At 67.0% G+C, this 22397-nt stretch carries 20 protein-coding genes; 15 read left to right on the top strand and 5 right to left on the bottom strand.

The genetic code is table 11. The features are described 5' to 3' along the window. The first annotated feature begins 50 nt into the window (after positions 1 to 50). The 4 genes from AC1U2B_RS07850 to AC1U2B_RS07865 all read left to right on the top strand — a co-directional run bounded on the left by AC1U2B_RS07850 (position 51) and on the right by AC1U2B_RS07865 (position 2877). Complete coding sequence (locus AC1U2B_RS07850) at positions 51 to 209, top strand: hypothetical protein (RefSeq protein WP_480216344.1); 159 nt, start codon at positions 51 to 53, stop codon at positions 207 to 209. A 58-nt stretch (positions 210 to 267) separates the two neighbouring features. After that, complete coding sequence (locus AC1U2B_RS07855; RefSeq protein WP_480216345.1) at positions 268 to 1572, top strand: TetR/AcrR family transcriptional regulator; 1305 nt, start codon at positions 268 to 270, stop codon at positions 1570 to 1572. 79 nt (positions 1573 to 1651) lie between these two features. After that, a complete protein-coding gene (locus AC1U2B_RS07860) occupies positions 1652 to 2416 on the top strand; it encodes an enoyl-CoA hydratase/isomerase family protein (protein WP_480216346.1) in 765 nt (254 codons plus the stop codon). 11 nt (positions 2417 to 2427) lie between these two features. Next, complete coding sequence (locus AC1U2B_RS07865; protein ID WP_480216347.1) at positions 2428 to 2877, top strand: hypothetical protein; 450 nt, start codon at positions 2428 to 2430, stop codon at positions 2875 to 2877. Here the strand turns inward: AC1U2B_RS07865 and AC1U2B_RS07870 are convergent. From AC1U2B_RS07870 to AC1U2B_RS07890, 5 genes are read right to left on the bottom strand one after another with little or no spacing between them, the layout of a single operon-like run. Then, on the bottom strand, positions 2871 to 4331 hold the full coding sequence (locus AC1U2B_RS07870; protein WP_480216348.1) for an AMP-binding protein: 1461 nt from the start codon (positions 4329 to 4331) through the stop codon (positions 2871 to 2873). The two genes, AC1U2B_RS07865 and AC1U2B_RS07870, sit on opposite strands and share 7 nt — an antisense overlap. Continuing rightward, a complete protein-coding gene (locus AC1U2B_RS07875; RefSeq protein WP_480216349.1) occupies positions 4328 to 5095 on the bottom strand; it encodes an SDR family NAD(P)-dependent oxidoreductase in 768 nt (255 codons plus the stop codon). Before AC1U2B_RS07875 ends, AC1U2B_RS07870 begins: the two co-directional genes overlap by 4 nt. Beyond that, positions 5086 to 6543 carry an AMP-binding protein gene (locus AC1U2B_RS07880; protein WP_480216350.1) on the bottom strand — a complete coding sequence of 486 codons (1458 nt, stop codon included), beginning with the start codon at positions 6541 to 6543 and terminating at the stop codon, positions 5086 to 5088. The genes AC1U2B_RS07875 and AC1U2B_RS07880 overlap by 10 nt, the downstream gene beginning before the upstream one ends. 7 nt (positions 6544 to 6550) lie before the next feature. Then, entirely contained in the window at positions 6551 to 7282 is a 732-nt protein-coding gene (locus AC1U2B_RS07885) for a GntR family transcriptional regulator (protein WP_480216351.1), read from the bottom strand. Next, entirely contained in the window at positions 7279 to 8862 is a 1584-nt protein-coding gene (locus tag AC1U2B_RS07890; protein ID WP_480216352.1) for an SMP-30/gluconolactonase/LRE family protein, read from the bottom strand. The genes AC1U2B_RS07885 and AC1U2B_RS07890 overlap by 4 nt, the downstream gene beginning before the upstream one ends. A gap of 138 nt (positions 8863 to 9000) precedes the next feature. On the opposite strand from AC1U2B_RS07890, the gene AC1U2B_RS07895 reads away from it, so the two are divergent. Genes AC1U2B_RS07895 through AC1U2B_RS07945 form a run of 11 tightly spaced genes read left to right on the top strand, consistent with a single transcriptional unit; the run spans position 9001 to position 22383 of the window. After that, on the top strand, positions 9001 to 9852 hold the full coding sequence (locus AC1U2B_RS07895) for an SDR family NAD(P)-dependent oxidoreductase (protein ID WP_480216353.1): 852 nt from the start codon (positions 9001 to 9003) through the stop codon (positions 9850 to 9852). Then, positions 9852 to 11192, top strand: coding sequence for an aromatic ring-hydroxylating oxygenase subunit alpha (locus AC1U2B_RS07900; RefSeq protein WP_480216354.1), 1341 nt, complete (start codon positions 9852 to 9854; stop codon positions 11190 to 11192). Before AC1U2B_RS07895 ends, AC1U2B_RS07900 begins: the two co-directional genes overlap by 1 nt. Continuing rightward, positions 11189 to 13030: a flavin-containing monooxygenase gene (locus AC1U2B_RS07905; RefSeq protein ID WP_480216355.1), complete on the top strand. Its 1842-nt coding sequence runs from the start codon at positions 11189 to 11191 to the stop codon at positions 13028 to 13030. The genes AC1U2B_RS07900 and AC1U2B_RS07905 overlap by 4 nt, the downstream gene beginning before the upstream one ends. Further along, positions 13031 to 13942, top strand: coding sequence for an SDR family NAD(P)-dependent oxidoreductase (locus AC1U2B_RS07910; RefSeq protein WP_480216356.1), 912 nt, complete (start codon positions 13031 to 13033; stop codon positions 13940 to 13942). Then, positions 13935 to 15065 carry a CaiB/BaiF CoA transferase family protein gene (locus AC1U2B_RS07915; protein WP_480216357.1) on the top strand — a complete coding sequence of 377 codons (1131 nt, stop codon included), beginning with the start codon at positions 13935 to 13937 and terminating at the stop codon, positions 15063 to 15065. The genes AC1U2B_RS07910 and AC1U2B_RS07915 overlap by 8 nt, the downstream gene beginning before the upstream one ends. Positions 15066 to 15067: 2 nt before the next feature. Beyond that, positions 15068 to 16216 carry an acyl-CoA dehydrogenase family protein gene (locus AC1U2B_RS07920; RefSeq protein ID WP_480216603.1) on the top strand — a complete coding sequence of 383 codons (1149 nt, stop codon included), beginning with the start codon at positions 15068 to 15070 and terminating at the stop codon, positions 16214 to 16216. Then, the gene (locus tag AC1U2B_RS07925; RefSeq protein ID WP_480216358.1) at positions 16213 to 17103 is read left to right on the top strand and encodes an acyl-CoA dehydrogenase family protein; all 891 of its coding nucleotides are present in this window, start codon (positions 16213 to 16215) and stop codon (positions 17101 to 17103) included. The genes AC1U2B_RS07920 and AC1U2B_RS07925 overlap by 4 nt, the downstream gene beginning before the upstream one ends. After that, entirely contained in the window at positions 17100 to 18266 is a 1167-nt protein-coding gene (locus AC1U2B_RS07930) for an acyl-CoA dehydrogenase family protein (RefSeq protein WP_480216359.1), read from the top strand. Before AC1U2B_RS07925 ends, AC1U2B_RS07930 begins: the two co-directional genes overlap by 4 nt. Next, complete coding sequence (locus tag AC1U2B_RS07935) at positions 18263 to 19207, top strand: acyl-CoA dehydrogenase family protein (RefSeq protein ID WP_480216360.1); 945 nt, start codon at positions 18263 to 18265, stop codon at positions 19205 to 19207. Before AC1U2B_RS07930 ends, AC1U2B_RS07935 begins: the two co-directional genes overlap by 4 nt. An 11-nt stretch (positions 19208 to 19218) precedes the next feature. Further along, positions 19219 to 20931 carry a thiamine pyrophosphate-binding protein gene (locus tag AC1U2B_RS07940; protein WP_043987762.1) on the top strand — a complete coding sequence of 571 codons (1713 nt, stop codon included), beginning with the start codon at positions 19219 to 19221 and terminating at the stop codon, positions 20929 to 20931. A gap of 33 nt (positions 20932 to 20964) precedes the next feature. Then, the gene (locus AC1U2B_RS07945) at positions 20965 to 22383 is read left to right on the top strand and encodes an aldehyde dehydrogenase family protein (RefSeq protein ID WP_480216361.1); all 1419 of its coding nucleotides are present in this window, start codon (positions 20965 to 20967) and stop codon (positions 22381 to 22383) included. Positions 22384 to 22397: the final 14 nt, after the last annotated feature.

Below are 22397 nucleotides of genomic sequence, written 5' to 3' on the forward strand. Positions count from 1 at the left end.
TCTCTCGCGACAGTCCCGCCACTGCGTGGCGAATTCATCAGGAGCAGAACGTGATTGACTTCGCAGGACAGTCGGTGATCGTCACCGGAGCCGGGCGCGGGTTGGCCAATCTCGACAAGGTCAGCGCCACCGAACCGTTCGCCGTACCCGGGTCGATCTTCGAGGAGGTTTTCGGGGTCTGCGATCGGCTGGGCGTCAAGGTCTTCTAGCCGATGGTTCGACCCTGACGAGAGCTGAACCCCAAACTTCTGTTCCACGCTAGATTGTGTGGAGCGCGGCAACCGATCGCGCGCATCTGGAGGGAGGGTTCTGCTGACCCACGCATATGACGACGGCACCCGTCGGACCGAAATCCTCCAGACCGCCGCGTCGCTGATCGCGTCCACCGGTCTGCGTACCTCGCTGCAGGAAATCTCCACTGCCGCAGGCATTCTGCCCGGCAGCCTGTACCACCATTTCGAGTCCAAGGAAGCGATCCTGGTCGAGCTGATCCGGCGCTTCCACTCCGATCTCGATCGGATCGGCGCCACCGCACAGGAGCGGCTCGACGGGCCCGACGCCGCACCGTTCCCGGACAAGATCGTCGCGCTCGGCTCCGCCATCGCACGGTGCGCCGTCCAGCACGGTGCCGCGCTGCAGATGTCGTTCTACGAATCCCCCAGCGACAACCGGGAACTCGTCAAACTGCTCAGCGAGCCGCACACCGCCGTCCAGCAAGCCATGCTGAACACCCTGCGCGCGGGCAAGTGGGCCGGTTACCTCCGACCGGAGATCGCCGATCTGCCCACACTCGCCGACCGCATCTGCCAGTCGATGATGCACGTCGGCCTCGACGTGATCCGGAACAACGCGTCGCCCGACCAGGTCGCCACCGTCATGTGCCGGATCATGCTCGGTGGACTGGCCGGCCGGCTGCCCACCGACACCGAGCTCGACCGCTCCCCCGCCCTGGCCGTCGCCGACGCGGCAATCGAGACCTGGTCGGACGAAGTGGTTTCCGAGGGCAGTGACCGGGCCATCCATGTGCGCGCGGTGGCACGCGCCGAATTCGGCCGTCGCGGTTACGAAGTCACCACGATCCGGGACATCGCGTCGGCCGCCGGCATGGGAATCGGGACCGTATACCGCCTCATCGGGTCGAAGGAAGAACTCCTGGCCTCGATCATGGCGTCTTTCGGAACGAAGGTGGGCGACGGGTTCGACCGCGTCCTCAATACCGAAGCGACACCGGTGCAGAAGTTGGACGCACTCAGTTGGGTCAATATCAACGCGCTGGACCGGTTCCCGGACGAGTGGAAGATTCAGCTGGCCTGGATGCGCCAGTCACCACCTGACACGCCGGCCATCGGCCTGGCATTCACCACCCGCATGCGCCAGTTGAAGACCCTCGTGTCGGCAGGTCTGCGATCCGGGGACATCCGGATCGACAGCCCGAACCGCGAAATGCTGGCCCGTTGCGTCATGGACGTCCTGTGGATGCCCCAGAACATCGTCGCCGCCGAGGGCAAGCGCGCGGCGCTGATCACCGCGCGCGACACCATGGTGCGTGGCATCGCGGTGCGCGACGCCTGAGTCCGACATCTCCCCTCCGCTGGCGATGCGGTGATGCTATTCTCCCAAATGGAGAATGCCACTATCAGTTAGGTAGCGCATGCAGGGCGAGCGAAGCGACAGGTCCGTGGACGTCGAGTTCGACGGCGGATTGGCCGTGCTGACCATTGACCGGCCGCATGCGCGCAATGCCATCTCGCTGGACACGATGGACCAGCTGAACGCGGCGCTGGACACGGTGGCCGACGCGCGGGTGCTGGTGGTCAAGGGCGCGGGCGATCGCGCCTTCGTCTCGGGCGGCGACCTCAAAGAACTGGCCGCCATCACCACTCACGATGGCGCTGCCGAGATGGCGTGGCGGATGCGTGAGATCTGCGACCGGCTGGTGAACTTCCCCGGACCGGTCATCGCGGCCCTCAACGGCCACGCACTCGGCGGCGGCGCGGAGTTCGCCACCGCCGCCGACATCCGGCTGGCCGCCGACGACATCAAGATCGGCTTCAACCAGGTGACCCTGCAGATCATGCCGGCGTGGGGCGGTGCCGAGCGCCTGGCCGCCCTGGTGGGCACCGGCAGGGCGCTACTGCTAGCGGGCACCGGGGAGATCCTCACCGCGGGTGACGCCGAGCGAATCGGCTTGGTGGACAAAGTGTTCGAGCGGTCGGGCTTCGAAGACGGCTGGCGCCAGGTGGCGCAGGCCCTGACCGCCGCGCCGGTGCGCGACATCAAACGCGTCGTTCGTGGGCTGCCACCGGCGGACGCCGTGGACGCGTTCGCCCGGCACTGGGTATCCGACGAGCACTGGACGGCCGTCGACAACCGCACCAAACCGGTGCAGAGTCTTGACGCAGGACGCTCGGCCTGAAGGGAGGCTTCGTGATTCGTCTGCTGCTTGCCGCGACGACAGCCGGTGCCGCCGCGCTCGGCTTCGCTGCCTCGGCCGCTGCTGCGCCGCCACCAGCCCCCACCGGCTGCATCATCACGGGCTACATGCTCCCGATGGGCTGTGATCAGACCACGGCCGCAGCGGGCGGCGTGCCCCGGTGGGGCAACTCCTGCAACGACCGCAACAAGCTGGCATGGGACGACACCGATGTCGGCACCGTCATCGGCACCATCCTGTGCGACGGCAACGTGTGGACCCGCATGGGCCAGCCCCCCCAGGGGGTACATCCAGCCGGCTCTCCGTGCGGCGTCGACGACGACGGCGTGCAACCGTTCGAATTCTCGGCGACGCCGGACAACCACCTGGTGGTGTGCAACTGGATGCAGCCGCCGGAGACGCGGACCTGGGTGCCGTACGAGAAGAAGTGGTCGAGTTACTGAGCCGATTCCACCAGCCGCGCCCGTAGTTCGCGTTTGAGGACCTTGCCGTAGCTGTTCTTGGGCATCTCGTCGAGGTACACGTACCGCTTCGGCCGCTTGAAACGCGCGATGCGGTCCAGCAGATGGGCATCGAGCTGGTCGGCCCGCGCGGTGCCGACGATGAACGCGACGACGATCTCGCCCCACTCCGGATCCGGCGCACCGACCACGGCGGCTTCCGCGACGCCGGGGTGCTCCAGCAGCACTTCTTCGACCTCGCGCGGATAGATGTTGCTGCCGCCACTGATCACGACGTCCTTCGACCGGTCGCGCAGCGTCAGGTATCCACGATCGTCGAAGGACCCCATGTCCCCCGTGTACAGCCAACCGCCTCGCAACGTGTCGGCGGTCGCGCCGGGGTTGTTCCAGTAGCCGGTCATGACAACGTCACCGCGGCAGACGATTTCGCCGATCTCGTCGATGGCGGCGCGGGTGCCGTCCTGCCGCAGCACGGCCACCTCGACACCGGACCGCGCGTAGCCGACCGACCCGAGGACTGCATCGTCACCGGATTCGTGGTCGGCGCGGCGCAGCCCGGTGATGGTCATCGGCGCCTCCCCCTGGCCGTACAACTGCGCGAACACGGGGCCGAACGCGGCCATCGCCTTCTTGAGGCCATCGAGGTACATCGGCCCGCCCCCGTAGATGAGGGCGCGCAGATTGCGCGGCCGGGTCCGGCCGGTGTCGACCAGACGGGCCACCATGGTCGGGGCCAGGAACGCACTGCTGCCGGGGTGGTGGTCGCAGAGGTCGAGGAACTCGCCGGGGTCGAACGCGCCGGACTCGGGTACGACCTGGCGCGCGCCCCGCAACACGTACGGCGGAATGTAGAGCCCCGAACCATGTGACATCGGTGCCCCGTGCAGCAGGCTGCAGTTCTCGTCGGGGTCGTCCAGATCAGCCAAGTGGGCGAGCGTCATCGCCATCAGGTTGCGATGGGACAGCATCGCGCCTTTGGAGCGGCCGGTGGTGCCGCTGGTGTAGAACAGCCAGGCCAGCGCCGCCGGATCGGTGTCCGGTAGCGCCACAGCCGGATTGGCTAGCCGCTGCGAATACTGTTCGGTACCAATGACTTCGGCCGGCCGTCCGAGCCCGGCCGCGATGGTCGGCGACGCGAAGATCAGGGACGCGCCGCTGTCGTCAAGGATCTGCGCCATCTCACGCGGGTGCAGTTTGTAGTTGATGGGGACGGCCACGCATTGCGCGGCCCAGATCGCGAACAACAGCTCGATGATCTCGGGGCGGTTCTCGCTGGCGATCGCAATCCGCGCCCCCGGAGGGCCGAGGCCGGCGGCCAGGCGTAATGCGCGCTCCCGCAACCCCTTCCAGGTGTGCAACAAAGTCTGCCCGCGATACACCGCGCCCCGGTCGCCGAAGCGGGCGGCAGCGGAGTCCAGCACCGCGAACATGTTCACCGCGGGACCCACTCGGAGTCGAGTGCATGGTCCGACAGGTATTTGGTCGAGCTCCAGCCGCCGTCGACGACGATGGTCTGGCCGTTGATGAAACTGCCCGCCTCCGAACACAAGAACGCCACGGTGCCGGCGATATCGTCGACCCGGCCGAGCCGCTGGTGCGGCGTCATCTCGACGTTGATCTTGCGGAACCGCTCGTCCTCCAGCCGGTGCGCGACCATCGGTGTCACCGTCACCCCCGGCGCCACGGCGTTGCAACGGATTCCCTGCGCGCCGTACTGGCACGCGATGTGCGTGGTCAATGCCGTCAGCCCGCCTTTGGCCGCCGAATACGCGCCGCCGCGCAACCCTCCGACGACGGCGAACGTCGACGTCACGTTGATGATCGCCGACCCCGGCGCCAGATGTGGGATGACCTCGCGAGCCAGCCGGAACGGTGCGCGCAGCATCAGGCCCAGTGCGTAGTCCAGTGCCTCGTCGTCGGTTTCGTGCAGCGGTTTCGGGCTGCCGACACCGGCGTTGTTCACCAGGAAGTCGACGCGGCCCCATCGGCTGAGTGCGGCCTCGACGATGCGGGACGGTGCGTCGTCGTCGGTGAGGTTCACGGCGAGGGTGGCGATGCGCTCGGGGTCGATCCGCTGCAGGTCCGCCAGCCGGCCCTCGTCCCGACCGGTGCCGAGCACGGCCATGCCGGCCGCGGCCAGCGTTGTCGCGCAGCCGAATCCGATCCCGCTGCTGGCGCCCGTGACAATCGCTACCTGCATGTCAGCCTCGCTCTGATCTGGTGCTTGAGGACCTTGCCCGCGTCGTTCTTCGGCAGCGTGTCCCATGTCTCGACCTGCTCGGGAATCTTGAACCGGGCGATCCCCTGCGCTGTGAGGAAGCTGCGCAGGTCGGCGATCCCCGGCCGCGCCCCGGCGGCGGGCACGATGACCGCGCAGGCCCGTTCCCCCGTCCGCTCGTCGGGCAACCCGACGATGGCGATCTCCGCTATTGCGGGGTGGCCGATCAAGATGTCCTCGACTTCTTTGGGGGCGATGTTCTCCCCATTGCGAACGATGATGTCTTTGGCTCGCCCGGTGACCACCAGGCAATCGCCCTGCCACCGGCCGAGGTCCCCGGTGCGGAAATACCCCTCTGCATCACGGAATTCGTCGTCCACGTGCCGATAGCCGACGAGCATCTGAGGTCCCCGCACCCGGATTTCACCGGCGACGAGCCTGATGTCGGCGATCCCGGCCCGGCCGTCGGTGTCCGCCGCGGCATCGGGATCGTCCAACGCGCCGACGGTGGTGACCGGAACTTCGGTAGAACCGTAGACCCGGCTGACCTTGGCCCGCTCGAAATACGTAGTGGCCCTGCGGATCAGGGCTGGCGGTACGGACGCGCCGCCGCAGATGAAGACCTTGAGATCAGGTAGCCGGGTCCCGGCGCGCTCGGCGGCGTCCAGGATCTGCTCCAGAAACGGTGTCGCGCCGGCCATGTGGGTACACCGCTGCGCGACCATGAGCGCGACCGCCTCATCGGCGTTCCAGCGCTCCATCAGCACCGCGGTGGTGCCGAGCAGGACCGGGCACTCGAACGCGTAGATGGAGCCACCGATGTGGGCGATCGGCGAGGCGACCAGAAATGTGTCGCCCGGCTCGATCAGCCAGTGGTCGCGGAGCTGGCCGATCAGTGCGCCGATCGAGTTGTGGCTGTGCAGAACACCTTTCGCCCGTCCACTGGTGCCCGAGGTGTAGAGCAGCAGTACGGGTTCGTCGGGGGCTACGGCCGGGAAATCCGATGGCGCCATGGCCGTCGGTAGTGCGCCGTCTCGCACCACCACGATCTCCGGCGGCACGTCCATCGTGGCCGTCACGCGAGCGAGCATCGCGGCGTAGTCGTGGCCGCGAAACTCCCTGGGGATGAAGATCATCCGGCAGTCGGCATCAGCGAGGATGAACGACAGTTCATGGTCACGCAACGACGGCAGGATGGGGTTCACCACCATGCCGGCGAGCGCCGCCCCAAGGTAGACGACCGCAGCCTCAGACCAGTTCGGCAGCATGAACGACACCACGCTGCCGCGCGGGAGCCGTGCCGAAAGGTGCGCTGCCAGCCCGCTGGCCTCGTCGTACAGCGTGGCGCCACCGACGCGGTGCGCGCCATCGACGAGGACGGTGCGGTTGTCATCCGCCAGTTCGCGGAGACCATCGACGATTGTGCGCATCACCGTCTCAGCTCTTGACCCGCCGCATCGTCATCGAATGCCGGTACCGCGCCGCCGGATGGGTGTTGACGGTGACCTGCGCAATGTCACCGTCCGACGTCCGGTAGGTGCGCCGCATCTGCAGGGCCGCGGTCCCAGCCTCCACCTTGAGTTCCGCGGCCAGACCGTGGGTGACGACCACAGCCGAAATCTCTTGGTGCACTTCGGCAATGCTCACGCCGAACAGGTCCTCGATCAACGGGAAGATCGGGCCCGAGTGCCGGTGCAGTAACCGGCCGACCGCCGCGAACTCCCGGTTGATGTAGTACTCGGTGCGGCAGATGGGCGCACCGTTGCCGCTGCGGAAGCCCTCGACCGCCAGCCACTGCGAACCGAGGGCCAGCCCGGACCGGGCCTCGAGGTCCGCGTCGATGGTGACCATGGCGGTGGACCCGATCTCGAACTGTGCGCCTTCGGCGAAGGCCAGCAGGTCGTCGATCGACATCACGTCCTGCGCATAGGTGTTCGCCGCGGACCTGGGCACCACCAGCGTGCCCGCCCGGGGCTTCGACTCGACCAGGTTGTCGTCCCGAAGTCGGCGCAGCGCCTCTCGAACGGTGTAGCGCGACACCGCGAATCGTTCGCACAGTTCGTGTTCGGTGGGCAATTGGGCACCGACGGGATACACCCCGTCGACGATTTCCTTCCGCAGGGTGCGCGCCACCTGCAGATAGCGGTGTTCGGCGGTGGGCACGGTCATGGGCGGTCCTGACGCAGGGCCAACACGCTGCCGTCGCCGTCCGCTGACACGTAGACGGTGCCGTCGGGTGCGACGGCGACGCCGGCGAACGGGCCCTGAGGCCCGGAGAACGGCGGCAGTCCCTTGAGTGGTTTCGGTTCGACGCCGGGCGGTGCGCCGAGCGGCAAACCCGAGGCAATGGTGTTGCGGGCCTTGCTGTTCAGATCGAGCATGACGATTTCCTTGGTGCCGGCGTCGACGACGTAGAGCCGTCCCTCGGCAACGACGATGCCCTGCGGACACCCCAGGCCGCCTACCACGACTTCTACGGTCGAGCCCGTCAGTTTCACCACCCGGCCGGCGGCCGACTCCGCGACCAGCACGTTGCCGTCGGGCGCGATCGCCACGCCCACGGGGTCCAGCAGTCCTACGGCCAGTACCTCGACCCCACTGGCTCGCACCGCCAGCACCCGACCGGTGCCGAACTCCGCGACGACCACAGCGTCACCGTCGACCGCCACGCCATACAGCTGATCGAATCCGTCTGCCAGCACCTCTGTTTCGGCACGGGCGGGCACATAGCGGCTGACCTGACCGCCTGAGGTGGTCACCACGAACTCCCCTGGGCCGCACGGCGCCAGGCCCCGCAGAAACCCGGGGTAGCCCGGCGAGAACAACATCCCGACGGTGATCAGCGCGCCGTCGGCGCCGACGACATAGAAGTAGGTGCCGTCGGCGACGTACAGGTTCCCATCTGGCCCGACGGCCAGGTCCAGTGGCCAGTTCAGTCCGCCGGGCAGCAGGGCGCGGGTCTGGCCGTCAGCGAGGATCTCGGTGATCTCGCCGGTGAAATTCGAAGCGAACAGCCGATTTCCGACGAAGGTGAGGTTGTCGAGCCCCGGCGTCAGCTGCGCCAGTACCTGCTGTTCGCCGCTGAGAGGGTCGATACGGAGCACCTGTCCGGTCGCCACCTGAGTCGAGACGAGGAAACCGTCGGCGTCGAACTTGACGGCGTCGGGCACGCCGAGGTCCGCCGCGACCCGCTGCGGCTCACCACCATTCGGATCGACCCGCCAAATCTCATTGGCAGTCAGCAGCGGGAAATACAGCATCCCGTCAGGGCCGACCTCCATCGCGTTCGGTGACGGCAAGTCCGCCAACAAGATCCGCGACACTGCCCCGTTTCGGTCGAGTTCCAGCAGCCGTCCACCGTCGCGGCATTCGTTGACGAACAACCGATCCTGGTACACCGTGATGCCGTTGGCACTGGGGAGGTCGTCCCGAAGGACACGGGCCTGGCCGGCGGTGTCGAGGACGCTCACCCGGCCGTCCATCACCTCGGTGGCGTACAGATTCCCGGCCCCGTCGAACGCGACGTCGTCGGGCGCGATGATGTCGCCGCCCTTGGCGGCCACCGCCTCCAGCTCTCCGGTGACCGGATCGAGTGCGCTGATCTGGCTGCCGGTCACCTGTGCCACATAGATGCGTCCATCGGGACCGGTGCGCAATCCGTTTGCGCCGAACAGCCGACTCGGCGCGGTCACCCGCTCAAGGCACCAGCCCTGCGCAACGCTCGGTTCGGTCGCGATGTACCGGCTCATGACGGGCGACGGTATCAAGCAACAGTAGTCCAGACAATAGGGCGATTCGTTCCCGCCAAACCTCTTGACGAGCCGATTCTCCCTGCGGAATAGTGTTCTCCAATATGCAGAACACGCTATGTTGTCCGGACAATTAGCATGTCGGCCACGGAACTCCTGAGGTTGGACGGCCGCGTCGTTGTCGTCTCCGGTGCCGGCGGCGGTGGTATCGGCACCGCCGTGACGCGCATGGCCGCGGAAGCGGGAGCCACAGTCGTCGCCGTCAGCCGCGCGCAGGCGAACCTCGACGAGCACGTCGCACCGTTGACAGCGGCCGGCCTTCCCGTCATCCCCCTCGCCGCCGACGCGTCGACCGACGACGGCATCGCCGCGGTCATCGACCAGGTGCGCCGCACCGATGGCGCGCTACACGGGCTGGTCAACGTTGCCGGCGGCGCCGACCCGCACACCTGGATGCCGTCGACCCGGGTCACCCGCGCAGATTGGCGGTCACTGTTCACCCGGAACCTGGAGACGGCGTTCTTCATGAGTCAGGCAGTGGCAGGCGAGTTGCGGACGGCACGGCGGTCCGGCTCGATCGTCTCGATCTCCTCGGTGAGCGGCATGAACACCGCGCCGTTCCACATCGCGTACGGCACGGCCAAGGCGGCCATCGTCGCGATGACCCGAACCATGGCCGTCGAGCTCGCCGCCGACGACATCCGCGTCAACGCTGTCGCGCCCGGAGTCACCCAGACGGCCGCCTCGGCGACATACGTCGACGACGACCCGGACCGCGACCGTCAGGCCATCGCCATGGGCCGCCGCGGACACCCCATCGAGCAGGCCGGCGCAATCCTTTTCCTGCTGTCGGACCTGTCGAGCTACATGACGGGGCAGACGCTGCTGGTCGACGGCGGCCTCAACCTCAAGTGGAGCCACCTCGGCGCGGACCACACCTCGCTGTTCCTGAAAGACGAGTCCTTCCGCACGACGATCAAGGAGATGTGATGGAGGAACTGTCACAGCCGATGACGATCGGCGTCGACGCCTATGTCAGTCCCGAATACGCCCGTGCCGAGCGGGATCGGTTGTGGCGCAAGGTGTGGCAGCAGGTCGGGCGAGTCGAGGAACTGCCGGAGATCGGCAGCTACCTGACCTACGACATCCTCGATGACTCGATCATCGTGGTGCGCACCGGACCGGACGAGTTCGCCGCCCACCACAACGTGTGCATGCATCGCGGGCGCCGGCTGATCGACACCCCGGACAGCGCGAAGAACGCCTGCGGACGCAGCCACAAGAGCTTCGTGTGCGGATTTCACGGCTGGACCTACGGGCTCGACGGCGCCTGTACCCATATTCGCGAGCAGGACGACTGGCAGGGTGCACTGACCCCGCAGAACACACACCTGGCGGCGGTACGCGTCGAATGTTGGGGCGGCTGGCTGTTCATCAACATGGACAACGACTGTGAACCGTTGGCGGACTATCTCTTTCCGGCCGCCAAGATTCTCGACCCGTTCCGCCTCGACAACATGCGCTACAAGTGGCGCAAGTGGCTGAACTTCGACTGCAACTGGAAAGTCGCGATGGAGGCCTTCAACGAGACCTACCACGTGTTCACCACCCACCCGGAGTTCAACAGATTCGGCGAGTTCAAGGGCTGGGCCAAGGCGCAGGGCCGGCACAGCAACATCGGCTACGACGCGCCGAAAGGCATGGACGAAACGAAGTCCAAGATCCGGCTCGGGATCGGCGACCCCCGGGTATCAACCGCCGAAATGCAGGTCTACACAATGGAAGAGACCAACGCGACCACCACGCAGACGCTGGTGAACGCCGCCAAGCGCCTGGTCGACGAATTGCCGGAGGACACTCCCGCCGACAAGGTGCTCGAGCACTGGCTGTCCTCGGCACGCCGCGATGACGAGGCGCGCGGGGTCATCTGGCCGACCATTCCCGCCGATGTCCTGGGCCAGAGTGGCACGGCATGGCAGCTCTTCCCGAACTTCCAGATCGGACAAGGGCTGACCAGCGCGCTGTGCTACACCGCCCGGCCGGACCCGAGTTACGACCCGAACAAATGCATCTTCGAAGTCGCGGTGTTCGAGCTGTACCCGAAAGGGCAAGAGCCGCAGACAGTGTGGGAGTACACCCCGAAAGACAGCCCGAACTGGCTGTCGGTGCTCCCCCAGGACTTCTCGAACATGGCCGCGGTGCAACAGGGCATGAAGTCGGCCGGATTCCCCGGCACCAAACCCAATCCCTACCGCGAACGCAGCACCGTGAACCTGCACCACCAACTGTCGAAGTACATGGGTACCGGCGAACCACAGGAGTTGCGATGAACGACACGTGTGGACCCACCCAGACGCCCGACGACGTCGATATCGACGCGATGCGGGAGAAGTACGCGTATGAGCGGGCGAAGCGGGTGCGCCCGGAAGGATCTGCCCAATACCTTGAAGTCAAAGACGATTTCGCGGATTTCGCGGACGTCGATCCCCACACCCCCATCACACCACGAGCACCGATCGATGCTGACCTCGAAGTCGTGATCCTGGGCGGCGGGATCGCCGGACTGCTGGCAGGCGCCTACTTGACGAAGGCCGGCGTCGAGGACGTGCACGTCATCGAGGCGGGCGGCGACTTCGGCGGGGTGTGGTACTGGAACCGCTTCCCCGGAATCCAGTGCGACAACGACGCCTACTGCTACATTCCGCTGCTCGAAGAGCTGAACTTCATGCCGTCGAAGAAGTTCGCCGACGGCGCCGAAATCCTCGAGCACTGCCAGCACATCGGAAAACACTTCGGGCTCTATGACGGCGCCCTCTTCTCGACGCAGGTGCGCACCGTGCGCTGGGACGAGGACATCAAGCGGTGGCGACTGACCACCAATCGCGGCGACGACATCCGCGCTCGTTTCGTGGTCATGACACAGGGCTCGTACAACCGGCCGAAGCTGCCCGGCATCCCCGGCATCAAGGACTTTCAGGGACACGTCTTTCATTCCGCGCGCTGGGATTACGACTACACCGGCGGTGACGCGAGCGGCGGACTCGAGAAGCTCGCCGACAAGCGGGTCGCTCTGGTGGGCACCGGCGCGACGGGGGTTCAGCTGGTCCCGCACCTCGGCCGCGATGCCCAGCACCTCTACGTCTTTCAGCGCACGCCATCGTCGGTGGACTTCCGCGGCAACGAACCCACCGACCCGGCGTGGGCCGAGTCGTTGCAGCCCGGTTGGCAGGCAGAACGCAAGCGGAACTTCCACCGCTGGTCGCCCTTCGAAGGCGTGGTTTTCGATGCGCCAGACCAGGTCTGCGATTTCTGGACCGAACTCGGCCGCAATCTGACAGCCCGCATCGCGGCAACTCCTGACCCGTCCGCGCTGGGCGTCGAACAGGTCATGGCGATGCGGGAGGAGGAGGACTACAAGATCATGGAACGGCTGCGCCGTCGCATCGCCGACCTGGTCGACGACCCCGACACCGCGGAGGCACTCAAGCCGTACTACCGATTCATGTGCAAGCGCCCGACATCCAGCGACGAGTACCTGTCCAGCTTCAACCGGCCCAACGTCACGCTGGTCGACGTCTCGGAGTCACAGGGCGTGGAACGACTGACCCGGACCGGGATCATCGCCAATGGCGTTGAGTACGAGGTGGATTGCGTCATCTTCGCCAGTGGGTTCGAGATCTCCACCGAGATCAGCCGCCGCTACGCGATGGATGCGGTCGAGGGCCGCGGCGGCGTTTCGCTGTTCGACCACTGGCGCGACAGCTACCAGACACTGCACGGGATGACGAGCCGCGGCTTCCCCAACCAGTTCCACACCGGCTTCATCCAGGGCGGCGTATCCGCCAACACCACCGCGATGTTCGAGCAGCAGGCCGAGCACATCGCCTACATCATCGCCGAGGCCATCAAGCGCGGCGCCGCCACCGTCGAGCCCACCCAGGCGGGCCAGGACGCGTGGGTGGCCACCATCCGGGAACTCGCCTTCGACAACTCGGCGTTCGACAACACCTGCACGCCCGGCTATTACAACAACGAAGGCAGTGGCTTCGGGAATACCACCCGATCCTTCCTCGGTGAGGTCTACACGCCGGGCTTCTACGCCTTCGACGACCTGCTGAAGGCGTGGCGCGACGCCGGCGACCTCGATGGCCTGGCGCTGGGAAACTAGATGTCCGACTTGAGATTCGATGGCCGCGTCGCGATCGTCACCGGCGCCGGCCGAGGGCTGGGGCGCTCGTACGCCCTGCTGCTCGCGTCGCGTGGCGCCAGTGTGGTAGTCAACGACTCCGGCGGGACCCTGTCCGGCGACGGGGTCAACGCGGACCCGGCCCACGATGTCGTGCAAGAGATCACTGCCGCCGGCGGCCGCGCCGTAGCGTGCACCGACTCGGTCGCTACACCGGCCGGCGGACAGGCGATCATCGACGCTGCGCTGGCACGCTACGGACGTGTCGACGTATTGGTCCACAACGCCGGCAACGTCCGGCGGGCGCCGCTGCGAGAGATGACGTCCGACGATTTCGACGCAGTGCTCGACGTCCACCTGCGCGGCGCGTTTCATGTTGTGCGCGCGGCGTTTCCGGCAATGAGCGACGCGGGATACGGCCGCATCGTGCTGACCTCGTCGATCGGCGGGCTCTACGGCAACCACCAGGTGGCGAACTACGCGGCCGCCAAGGCCGGCGTGATCGGCCTGTCGAACGTTGTTGCCCTCGAGGGCGCTTCGGCGGGTGTCGCCTGCAACGTCGTCGTCCCCGCGGCCGTCACCCGGATGGCCGAGGGCATCGACACGTCATCCTATCCCCCGATGTCACCCGAACTGGTGGCCCCCGTGGTCGGCTGGCTGGCCCACGAATCCTGTTCGGTCACTGGCGAAATCTTCGTCGCGCTGGCCGGCCGGGTGGCGCGGGTCGTCGTCGCCGAAACGCCCGGGGTGTACCGACCGTCGTGGTCCATCGAGGACGTGGCCGCGCAATCGGCCGCGATCCGCGACGCCGACGAACCGGTGACCTTCCCCGTCGTCCCCGACGGACACGGCGACCACATCCGCTACAGCTTCGCGATGGCCGCTCATGGCTAGCGGGCCATTGCACGGGGTGCGCGTCATCGACCTCACTGCGATGGTGATGGGGCCCTACTGCACGCAGATCATGGCCGACATGGGTGCCGACGTCATCAAAATCGAACCGCCGCAAGGTGATGACACGCGCTTCATCTCAGTGGGTCCGGCGCCAGGCATGAGCGGGGTGTTCGTCAACGTCAACCGCGGCAAGCGCAGCGTGGTGCTGGACCTGCGCAGCGACGCCGGCAAGTCGGCGCTGCGGGCACTGTGCGAGACGGCCGATGTCTTCATCCATTCGATGCGCGCCAAGGCAATCGCCCGGCTGGGCTTCGGCTATGACGACGTAGTCACGCTCAATCCGCGAGTCGTATACACGAACTGCTACGGGTACGGGCGCCGCGGACCGGACCGCGACCGGCCCGCCTACGACGACACCATTCAGGCCGAATGCGGGCTGCCCGCCGTCCAGGCGCAACTCACCGGGCAAGCCGACTATGTCGGCACCATCATGGCGGACAAGATCGCCGGGCTCACCGCGCTCTACGCCACCACCATGGCGCTGTTCCACCGCGAACGTACCGGGGAGGGGCAGGAGGTCGAGGTCGCGATGTTCGAGACCATGGCCTCCTTCATGCTCGTCGAGCACGCCAACGGCGCCATGTTCAACCCGCCCCTGGGCCCCGCCATCTACCCGCGCACCGTGGCGCCCAACCGCCGCCCCTACCGCACCAGCGACGGCGAGATCGCCGCACTGATCTACAACGACCGGCACTGGACGGCATTCATCGATGCCGTGCAGCCGCCGTGGGCCAGCGACCAATACGCCACGCTGGAACAACGCGCCCGCAGCATCGACACGGTGTACGGCCTGGTGGCCGAGACCATGAAGGAACGCACCACTGCCGAATGGCTCGCGCTGTTCCGCACCTTGGAAATCCCGGCCGCGCCGCTGAACACCCCCGACGCCTTGTTCGACGACCCCCATCTCAATGCCGTGGGCCTGTTCGAAACGGTCGACACCCCACACGGCCCGGTGCGCTTTCCCGGTGTGCCTACCTGGTTTTCCCGCACACCCGGCCGGGTCGCCGGCCCGGCACCGATGTTGGGCGCCGATACCGATGAGGTGTTGAGCGAACTGTGAGCATGGACTTCGAGATGGGCGCGGACGCCGCGGCGTTGCGTCGCCAGTTGCGGGACCTGGTGAAAGAGCATGTGCCGGAGGACTTCCTGGGCGCCTTCACCGACGATCCGGCCGATCTCGCTGTGGCGCAGCAGTTCTGCCGCGTCCTCGCCGAGCAGGAACTGCTGTGCCTGGCCTGGCCGGAAGAATTCGGTGGTCGCGGCGCATCGGTGTGGGAACAGACCGTGGTGCGCGAGGAGATGTGGGCACACCACGAGCCGCGCGGCGCCCAGTACATGGGCGTCAACTGGGTCGGCCCCATCATCATGCGCCACGGCACCCAACAGCAACGGCAGCAGCACCTTCCACTGATCGCCCGCGGCGAGGTGATCTGGTGCCAAGGCTTCTCCGAACCGGAGGCGGGCTCGGACCTCGCGTCGCTACGCACGACCGCACGTCCGGACGGCGACGGCTGGCGGATCACCGGGCAGAAGATCTGGACGTCGTACGCCACCATGGCGCAGTGGTGTTTCCTGCTGGCCCGGACCTCGCGCCAGGAGAAGAAACAACAGGGACTCACGATTTTCCTTGTCCCGATGGATGATCCGGCGATCCAGGTCCGGCCCATCCGCACCATGCTCGGCCCCCACCACCTCAACGAGGTGTTCATCGACGAGTTGCGCGTCACTCCTGCCGACGTGCTCGGCACGGTCGATCAGGGCTGGTCGATCGTGCAGGACGTGATGTCCTTCGAACGGGTCGGCATCGCCCGCTACGCGCGTTGCGAGCGGCTGCTGGCCGCGGCACCGACGGCACTGGGCGACCGGTGGCAGACGCTGCCGGATGAGTTGCGCAGCAGGTGGGTACGCATGATGACGCACTGCCGGCGGGCCCGCCTGATGGCCTACCGGGTGGTGGCACTGCAGGCCGCCGGGCACGTGCGGCCGGGCGACGCGGCGGCATACCGCATCGCCGTCACCCGGCTGGATCAGGACAGCGCCGAGGTGCTGACCGATCTGGCCGCCGAGGTGACCGACGACAGCACATACGCCCGGTGGTTCAAAGCCGAGGTGGCGGACCACTGGCGCTACTCGCAGGCGTCGACGGTGTCGTCCGGCAGCATCGAGATGCAGCGCATCCTGCTGTCCCGAGCCATGTTGGCGGCGCGATGATCCTCGATCTCGATGAGCAGGCCAAAGAATATGGCCGACAGGCGCTTCGGGCGTTCGAAGCCGCCGGTGGCGACGCTCTGGTGCAGCAGGCAGAAGCGAAGCCGCGCATGCGGGCAGAACTCGTCGACGGGGTGTTGCGCGAGCTGGGCGTCTGGGACCTGAATGCCCGCTCCGATGCCAACGAACTGGAGGCCGCGGCGGCGCTGTGCCGCAGCGCCGGGTATTGGGCGGTCCCCTATCCCATCGCCGAAATTCTCGCCCGACCCGCCGATCTCGAGGTCGACGGCCTGACCGTGGTCGCCGACGTCAACCCGTCCGCACCGGTAGTCGGACTCGAAGGGCGGTGGGCGGCCGTCACCGTCGCCGGCGCCCGTAGCGAGGTGGTCGGACACGGTCCGGCCGGGCCCGCTTTCGTGACCCCGCTCGAACTGTCCGCCATCGACGATCGTGGTGCCTCCGATGTGGCGCTGGCTCTAGTCCTGCCGTGCTGGCCCCTGCTGGGCATGCTCGATCGCGCGCTGGAACTCACGGTCGCGCACGTCACGCTGCGCAAGCAGTTCGGCGCGCCCCTGTCGTCATTCCAGGGCGTGCAGTTCCAACTGACCGATGCCGAGGTGGAACGCAGCGGGCTGGACATCTTGGCCAAACATGCGTTGTGGAGTGTCGGCACCGGCCAACCGGATGCCGTCAACGATGCGTTGGCACTTCGGATGTCGGCCATCGAGGCGGCCGATGTCGTCTTCCGGGTCTGCCACCAGTTGCACGGGGCGGTCGGCTTCTGCGACGAGACCACCCTCTCGTGGCTGTCGCGCTACAGCCAGCCGCTGCGCCGCCTGCCGCTGGGGTTGTCGGCGACGAAAGCGGAACTCACGCGGAGAATGTCGTGACCCCCGGCTTCCGCGAACACGTGCGCGCCTGGTGCGACGAGCATGTCCCCCGCGACTGGCGCCGCACCCAAACCGGCGTCCCGGAAACGGAATTCGTGCGGTTCCAGCAGGCGTGGTTCGCCGAATTGCACGCCGCCGGGTTTGCCGTCCCGCACTGGCCCCGCGAGTGGGGCGGCGGCATGAGCGTGGCTGATCAGATCGTGCTCTACCAGGAGCTGGCCGCGCACGACGCGCCCCGGCTGGTCCTCGCGTTCGTCGGCATCCATCACGCCGCGGCCACCCTGTTGGCGGCGGGCACCGAAGAGCAACGGCAGCAGCATCTTCCGGCGATCCTCGACGGCGAAATCTGGGTGCAGGGCTTCTCCGAACCGGAAGCCGGCTCGGACCTGGCGAGCCTGCGGACCTCGGCCCGCCGGACCGGCGACTCGTACATCGTCAACGGCCAGAAGCTGTGGGCCAGCGGGGGTACGCACGCCGACTGGTGCCTACTGCTGGCCCGTACCGATCCTGATGCCCCCAAACGCAAGGGCATTTCGTACTTCCTGCTCGACATGACCAGCCCTGGCGTCGAGGTGCGACCGATCCGCAACGCGATGGGCGACTCGCACTTCTGCGAGATCTTCCTGACCGACGTTGCTATTCCGGCGGCGAACCTGGTGGGCGCGGAGAACGCCGGCTGGCAGGTGGCGCAGGAGACCCTGGGCGCAGAGCGTGGCCTGACCATGTTGGAACTGTCGGAGCGACTGGCTCGCACAGGCTTTCGCCGACTGGTGCAGACCTGTCCCACCGATGATCCGGTGGTCGCCGACCGGCTCGCCCAGTTGGAGATCGAGCTCACCGGGCTGCGCGACCTGTGCCGCCAGTTGGTGGAGAACGCTGATAAGGAAGGATCGGGCTCGAACAATCCCGCCGACGCGTCGATCGTGAAACTGTTCTACAGCGAAGTGCTGCAACGCCTCACCGATTTGGGTGTCGAAGCCGGCGGCCTGGACGTCCACACCCAGCTGACGAAACCCATGTCCAGCGGCTGGGAGTCGGGCTCGTGGCTGCTCGATTTCATCGGGTCGTGGGAGTGGACCATTCCCGGCGGAGCCAGCGAGATTCAGCGGACCATCATCGGCGAACGCGGCCTCGGTCTGCCGCGCGAAGTGGGTGCGCCGTGACCGCTTTCGGCGAATTCCATGAGGAGCTGCGGTCGGTGGCCGGCGACCTGCTGGCCAAGGGCCGGGAGGCCGACTGGCCGTCCCTGGTCGAGGCGGGCTGGGTCGGGCTGGAGGTGCCCGAGGAGTTCGGTGGCGCCGGTGCGACGTTCGCCGAGGTGGCCGTCGTCTGTGAGGAGATGGGCCGGGCCGCCAGTGCCACCAGCTATCTGGGCAGTGCGGTACTGGCGGTCGGCGTGCTGAACATGCTGGCGCCCAGCGCTGTTCGTGATGAGCTGGTGACGGGAGTGGCGACCGGCAGCATCCGGCTGGCCGTGACGATGGACGGGCAGGACTTCGTGCCCGACGCCGAGGGCGCCGACCGCATCCTGCTCGTCACCGCTGACGGAGTTTCCGTCGTCGACTCGCGTGTCATCCCCCAGCCCGTGCTCGACGAGACCCGGAGGCTGGCCACGGTGATAGCCGACGGCTCGACCGAAACCCTTTGCTATGCAGACGCTTCCATCGATCGGCTCGGACTTCTGCGTAACCGGGCCGCGGTGGCGCTGGCCGCCGACAGCCTCGGCATCGCCGAGGCGATGCTCGCCGCGACAGTGTCCTACGCCAAGGTACGACAGCAGTTCGGCCGGCCGATCGGGTCGTTCCAGGCCGTCAAACACGCGTGCGCCGACATGCTGGTCCAGGTCCAGGTGGCCCGCCAACTTGTCGGCGCGGCAGTCGAATCCGTGGTGCAGGACCGCGATGACACCGCCGCGTCGATGGCCAAGGCGTACGCCTGCGGCATGGCCGTGGACGTCGCGGGCAAGGCCATGCAGTTGCACGGCGGCATCGGATACACGTGGGAAAGCGGCGTCCACGTCTACCTCAAACGCGCCGCCCTCAACCGTTCATTGTTCGGCTCCCCTGCGGCACATCGCAGGCAACTGGCCAAACGCTACCGATAAAGGAGTTTCACATGGGTGTACCGGTCTACAAGCGCATTCTCGACCTGTTCGAGGCCGAAGGCGTCAACACGTTGTTCGGCATCCCGGACCCGAACTTCGTGCATATGTTCACCGAGGCCGAGGCCCGCGGCTGGTCTGTCGTGGCGCCGCACCACGAACTGAGCGCAGGCTTCATGGCCGAGGCCGCCTCGCGGATGACCGGGAAGCCGGGTCTGTGCATCGGAACGCTCGGACCGGGCGTCGCGAACATCGCCGGCGCGATGATGTGTGCCCTGGTGGAGAACTCGCCGGTCATCTTCCTCGGCGGGCAGCGTGCCCGCATCACCGAGCGCCGCGTGCGCCGTGGCCGGATCCAATTCGTCCAGCAGGAAGGACTTTTCGCGCCGTCGGTGAAGTACAGCAGCTCCATCGAGTACGCGGATCAGACCGACGAGATCATCCACGAGGCCATCCGCCGGGCGATGTCGGGCACCCCGGGCCCGGCCTACGTCGAGTTCCCATCGCACGTGATCCTCGACGAGCTCGATGTGGCAGAGGCACCGAGCCCCGCGACCTACCGGCTGGTCAACCAGGGCGCGGGCTCGCGTGAGGTCGCCGAAGCCGCGCAGCTGATCCGGGAAGCCAAGAGCCCGATCCTGCTGGTCGGTCACGGTGTGCACACGTCACGCACCCAGCAGGAGGTCAAAGAGCTGGCCGAGCTGATGAACTGCCCCGTCATCCAGACCTCCGGTGGTACGTCCTTCATCCCCGGTCTGCAGGACCGGACGTTCCCGTACCTGTTCTCGCCGGCGGCGAACCAGGCCGTCGAGGAATCCGACCTGTGCGTCGCGCTGGGCACCGAACTCGGTGAACCCATGCACTACGGGCGGACCCAGCACTGGGCGGCGGCCAACGCGGACCGCAAGTGGGTATACGTCGAACAGGACCCAACCGCCATCGGCGTCAATCGTTCGTTCGACGTGGCGCTGGTCGGCGACCTGCGCGGAGTCGTGCCGCAGCTCGTCGAGGCACTGCGTGACACCCCGCGCGCTCCGTCGGCCAACCTCGACACCCTGATCGCGTCCGACGCCGCCGAACTGGCGGGGCTCGCCGAGAATGCGCCGTCCGGGCGAGCGCCGATCCATCCGGCGCGTTATGTCGTCGAGGCCACCAAGGCATTCAACGAACTCGAGGACGGCATCTTGGTGCGCGACGGCGGCGCGACCGTCATCTTCCAGTGGACCTACTCCCAGTCCAAGCCGCGCGACGTGATCTGGAATCAGAACTTCGGCCACTTGGGCACCGGGTTGCCCTACGCCGTCGGCGCCTCGATCGCTGACGGCCGTAAGCGCCCGGTCATGCTGCTGACCAGTGACTCGGCGTTCCTGTTCCACATCGCAGAACTGGAAACCGCTGCGCGAGAGGGCGTCCCACTGGTATGTGTGGTGGGTGTCGACCACCAGTGGGGCCTGGAGGTCGGCGTCTACAAGCGGACCTTCGAGCAACCGTCGCCGCAGCCCGGCGTGCACTGGAGCAAGGACGTCCGGATGGACAAGATCGCCGAGGGCTTCGGCTGCCACGGCGAGTACGTTGAGAAGGACGACGAGATCGGTCCGGCCATCGCGCGTGCCTACGCCAGCGGCAAGGTCGCAGTGGTGCATGTGTGCATCGACCCGAAGGCAAACTCCGAGGAGATGCCCAAGTACGACCGATTCCGCACCTGGTACGCAGAGGGCACACAGTGAAAACGTCTAGGGCACCACACTAAAGGAGATGCAATGCGCGAGTATCTGCAGTTCTACATCGACGGTCAGTGGGTCGACCCCGCCGAGCTCCGCCCGCTCGATGTCGACAACCCCAGCACCGAAGAGGTCGCAGGGCGCATCGCCCTGGGCTCGTCAGCCGACGTCGACAAGGCGGTCGCGGCCGCGCGGCGCGCGTTCGGGTCGTGGTCGCAGACCAGCCGCGAAGAACGCCTCGATGTGCTGCAGGCGATCAGCGCTGAATATCTCAGGCGCCAAGGCGATCTCGCCGATGCAGTGAGCGAGGAGATCGGTGCCCCGCCGGCACTGGCTGCGGGCGCGCAGGTGCAGCTGGGCATCGGTCACCTGATGACGGCCATCGAGGTACTGAAGAATTTCGAGTTCTCCCGCCAGCTCGGCAACACGCTGGTCTCCAGTGAGCCGATCGGCGTCTGTGGACTGATCACGCCGTGGAACTGGCCGCTCAACCAGATTGCCGTCAAGGTGTTCCCGGCGTTGGCCACTGGCTGCACCGTGGTCCTCAAGCCGTCGGAGGTCGCGCCGTTCTCGGCACAGATGTTCACCGAGGTCATCGAGGCCGCCGGCGTCCCCGCCGGGGTGTACAACTTGGTCTTCGGCGACGGAGCCGGTGTGGGAGCGGCTATTTCGAGCCATCCCGGCATCGACATGGTGTCGTTCACCGGCTCGACGCGCGCCGGTATCGAGGTCGCGAAAGCTGCGGCGTCGAGCGTCAAGCGGGTCAGCCAGGAACTCGGCGGCAAGAGCCCGAACATCGTGCTCGACGACGAGGCCTTCGCGACCAGCGTGGCCGCCGGGGTCTCGGCGATGATGCCGAACTCGGGCCAGAGCTGTAACGCGCCGTCCCGGATGCTGGTGCCGAACTCCCGGATGGCAGAGGCCGTTTCGATCGCCGCAGAGACCATCGGGGGCGTTCGGGTGGCGGACACCGACAACCCGAAGGCCATCGGACCGGTCGCCTCGCGCGCCCAGTTCGAGCGCATCCAGGGCCTCATCGCCAAGGGTGTCGCCGACGGCGCCAACCTGGTCGCCGGCGGCGAGGGACGTCCGGACGGACTGGACCGCGGATTCTATGTCCGGCCAACGGTATTCGCGGACGTCACCAACGACATGACCATCGCCCGCGAGGAGATCTTCGGCCCGGTGTTGTGCATGCTGGGATACGACGATATCGACGACGCGGTCGAGATCGCCAACGACACCGAATACGGCCTCGCCGGCTATGTGTCGGGCGCCGACATCGAAGCCGCACGCGCGGTGGCCGGCAGGATCCGGGCCGGCTGGATATCGATCAACCACGCCTTCGACATGAACGCGCCGTTCGGCGGCTACAAACACAGCGGCAACGGCCGCGAATGGGGCGAAGCCGGTTTCCACGAGTACCTGGAGACCAAGAGCGTGCTCGGCCACGGCTGATACTCGGACCTGGT

It is taken from the genome of Mycolicibacterium sp. P4_G11 (assembly GCF_056555145.1).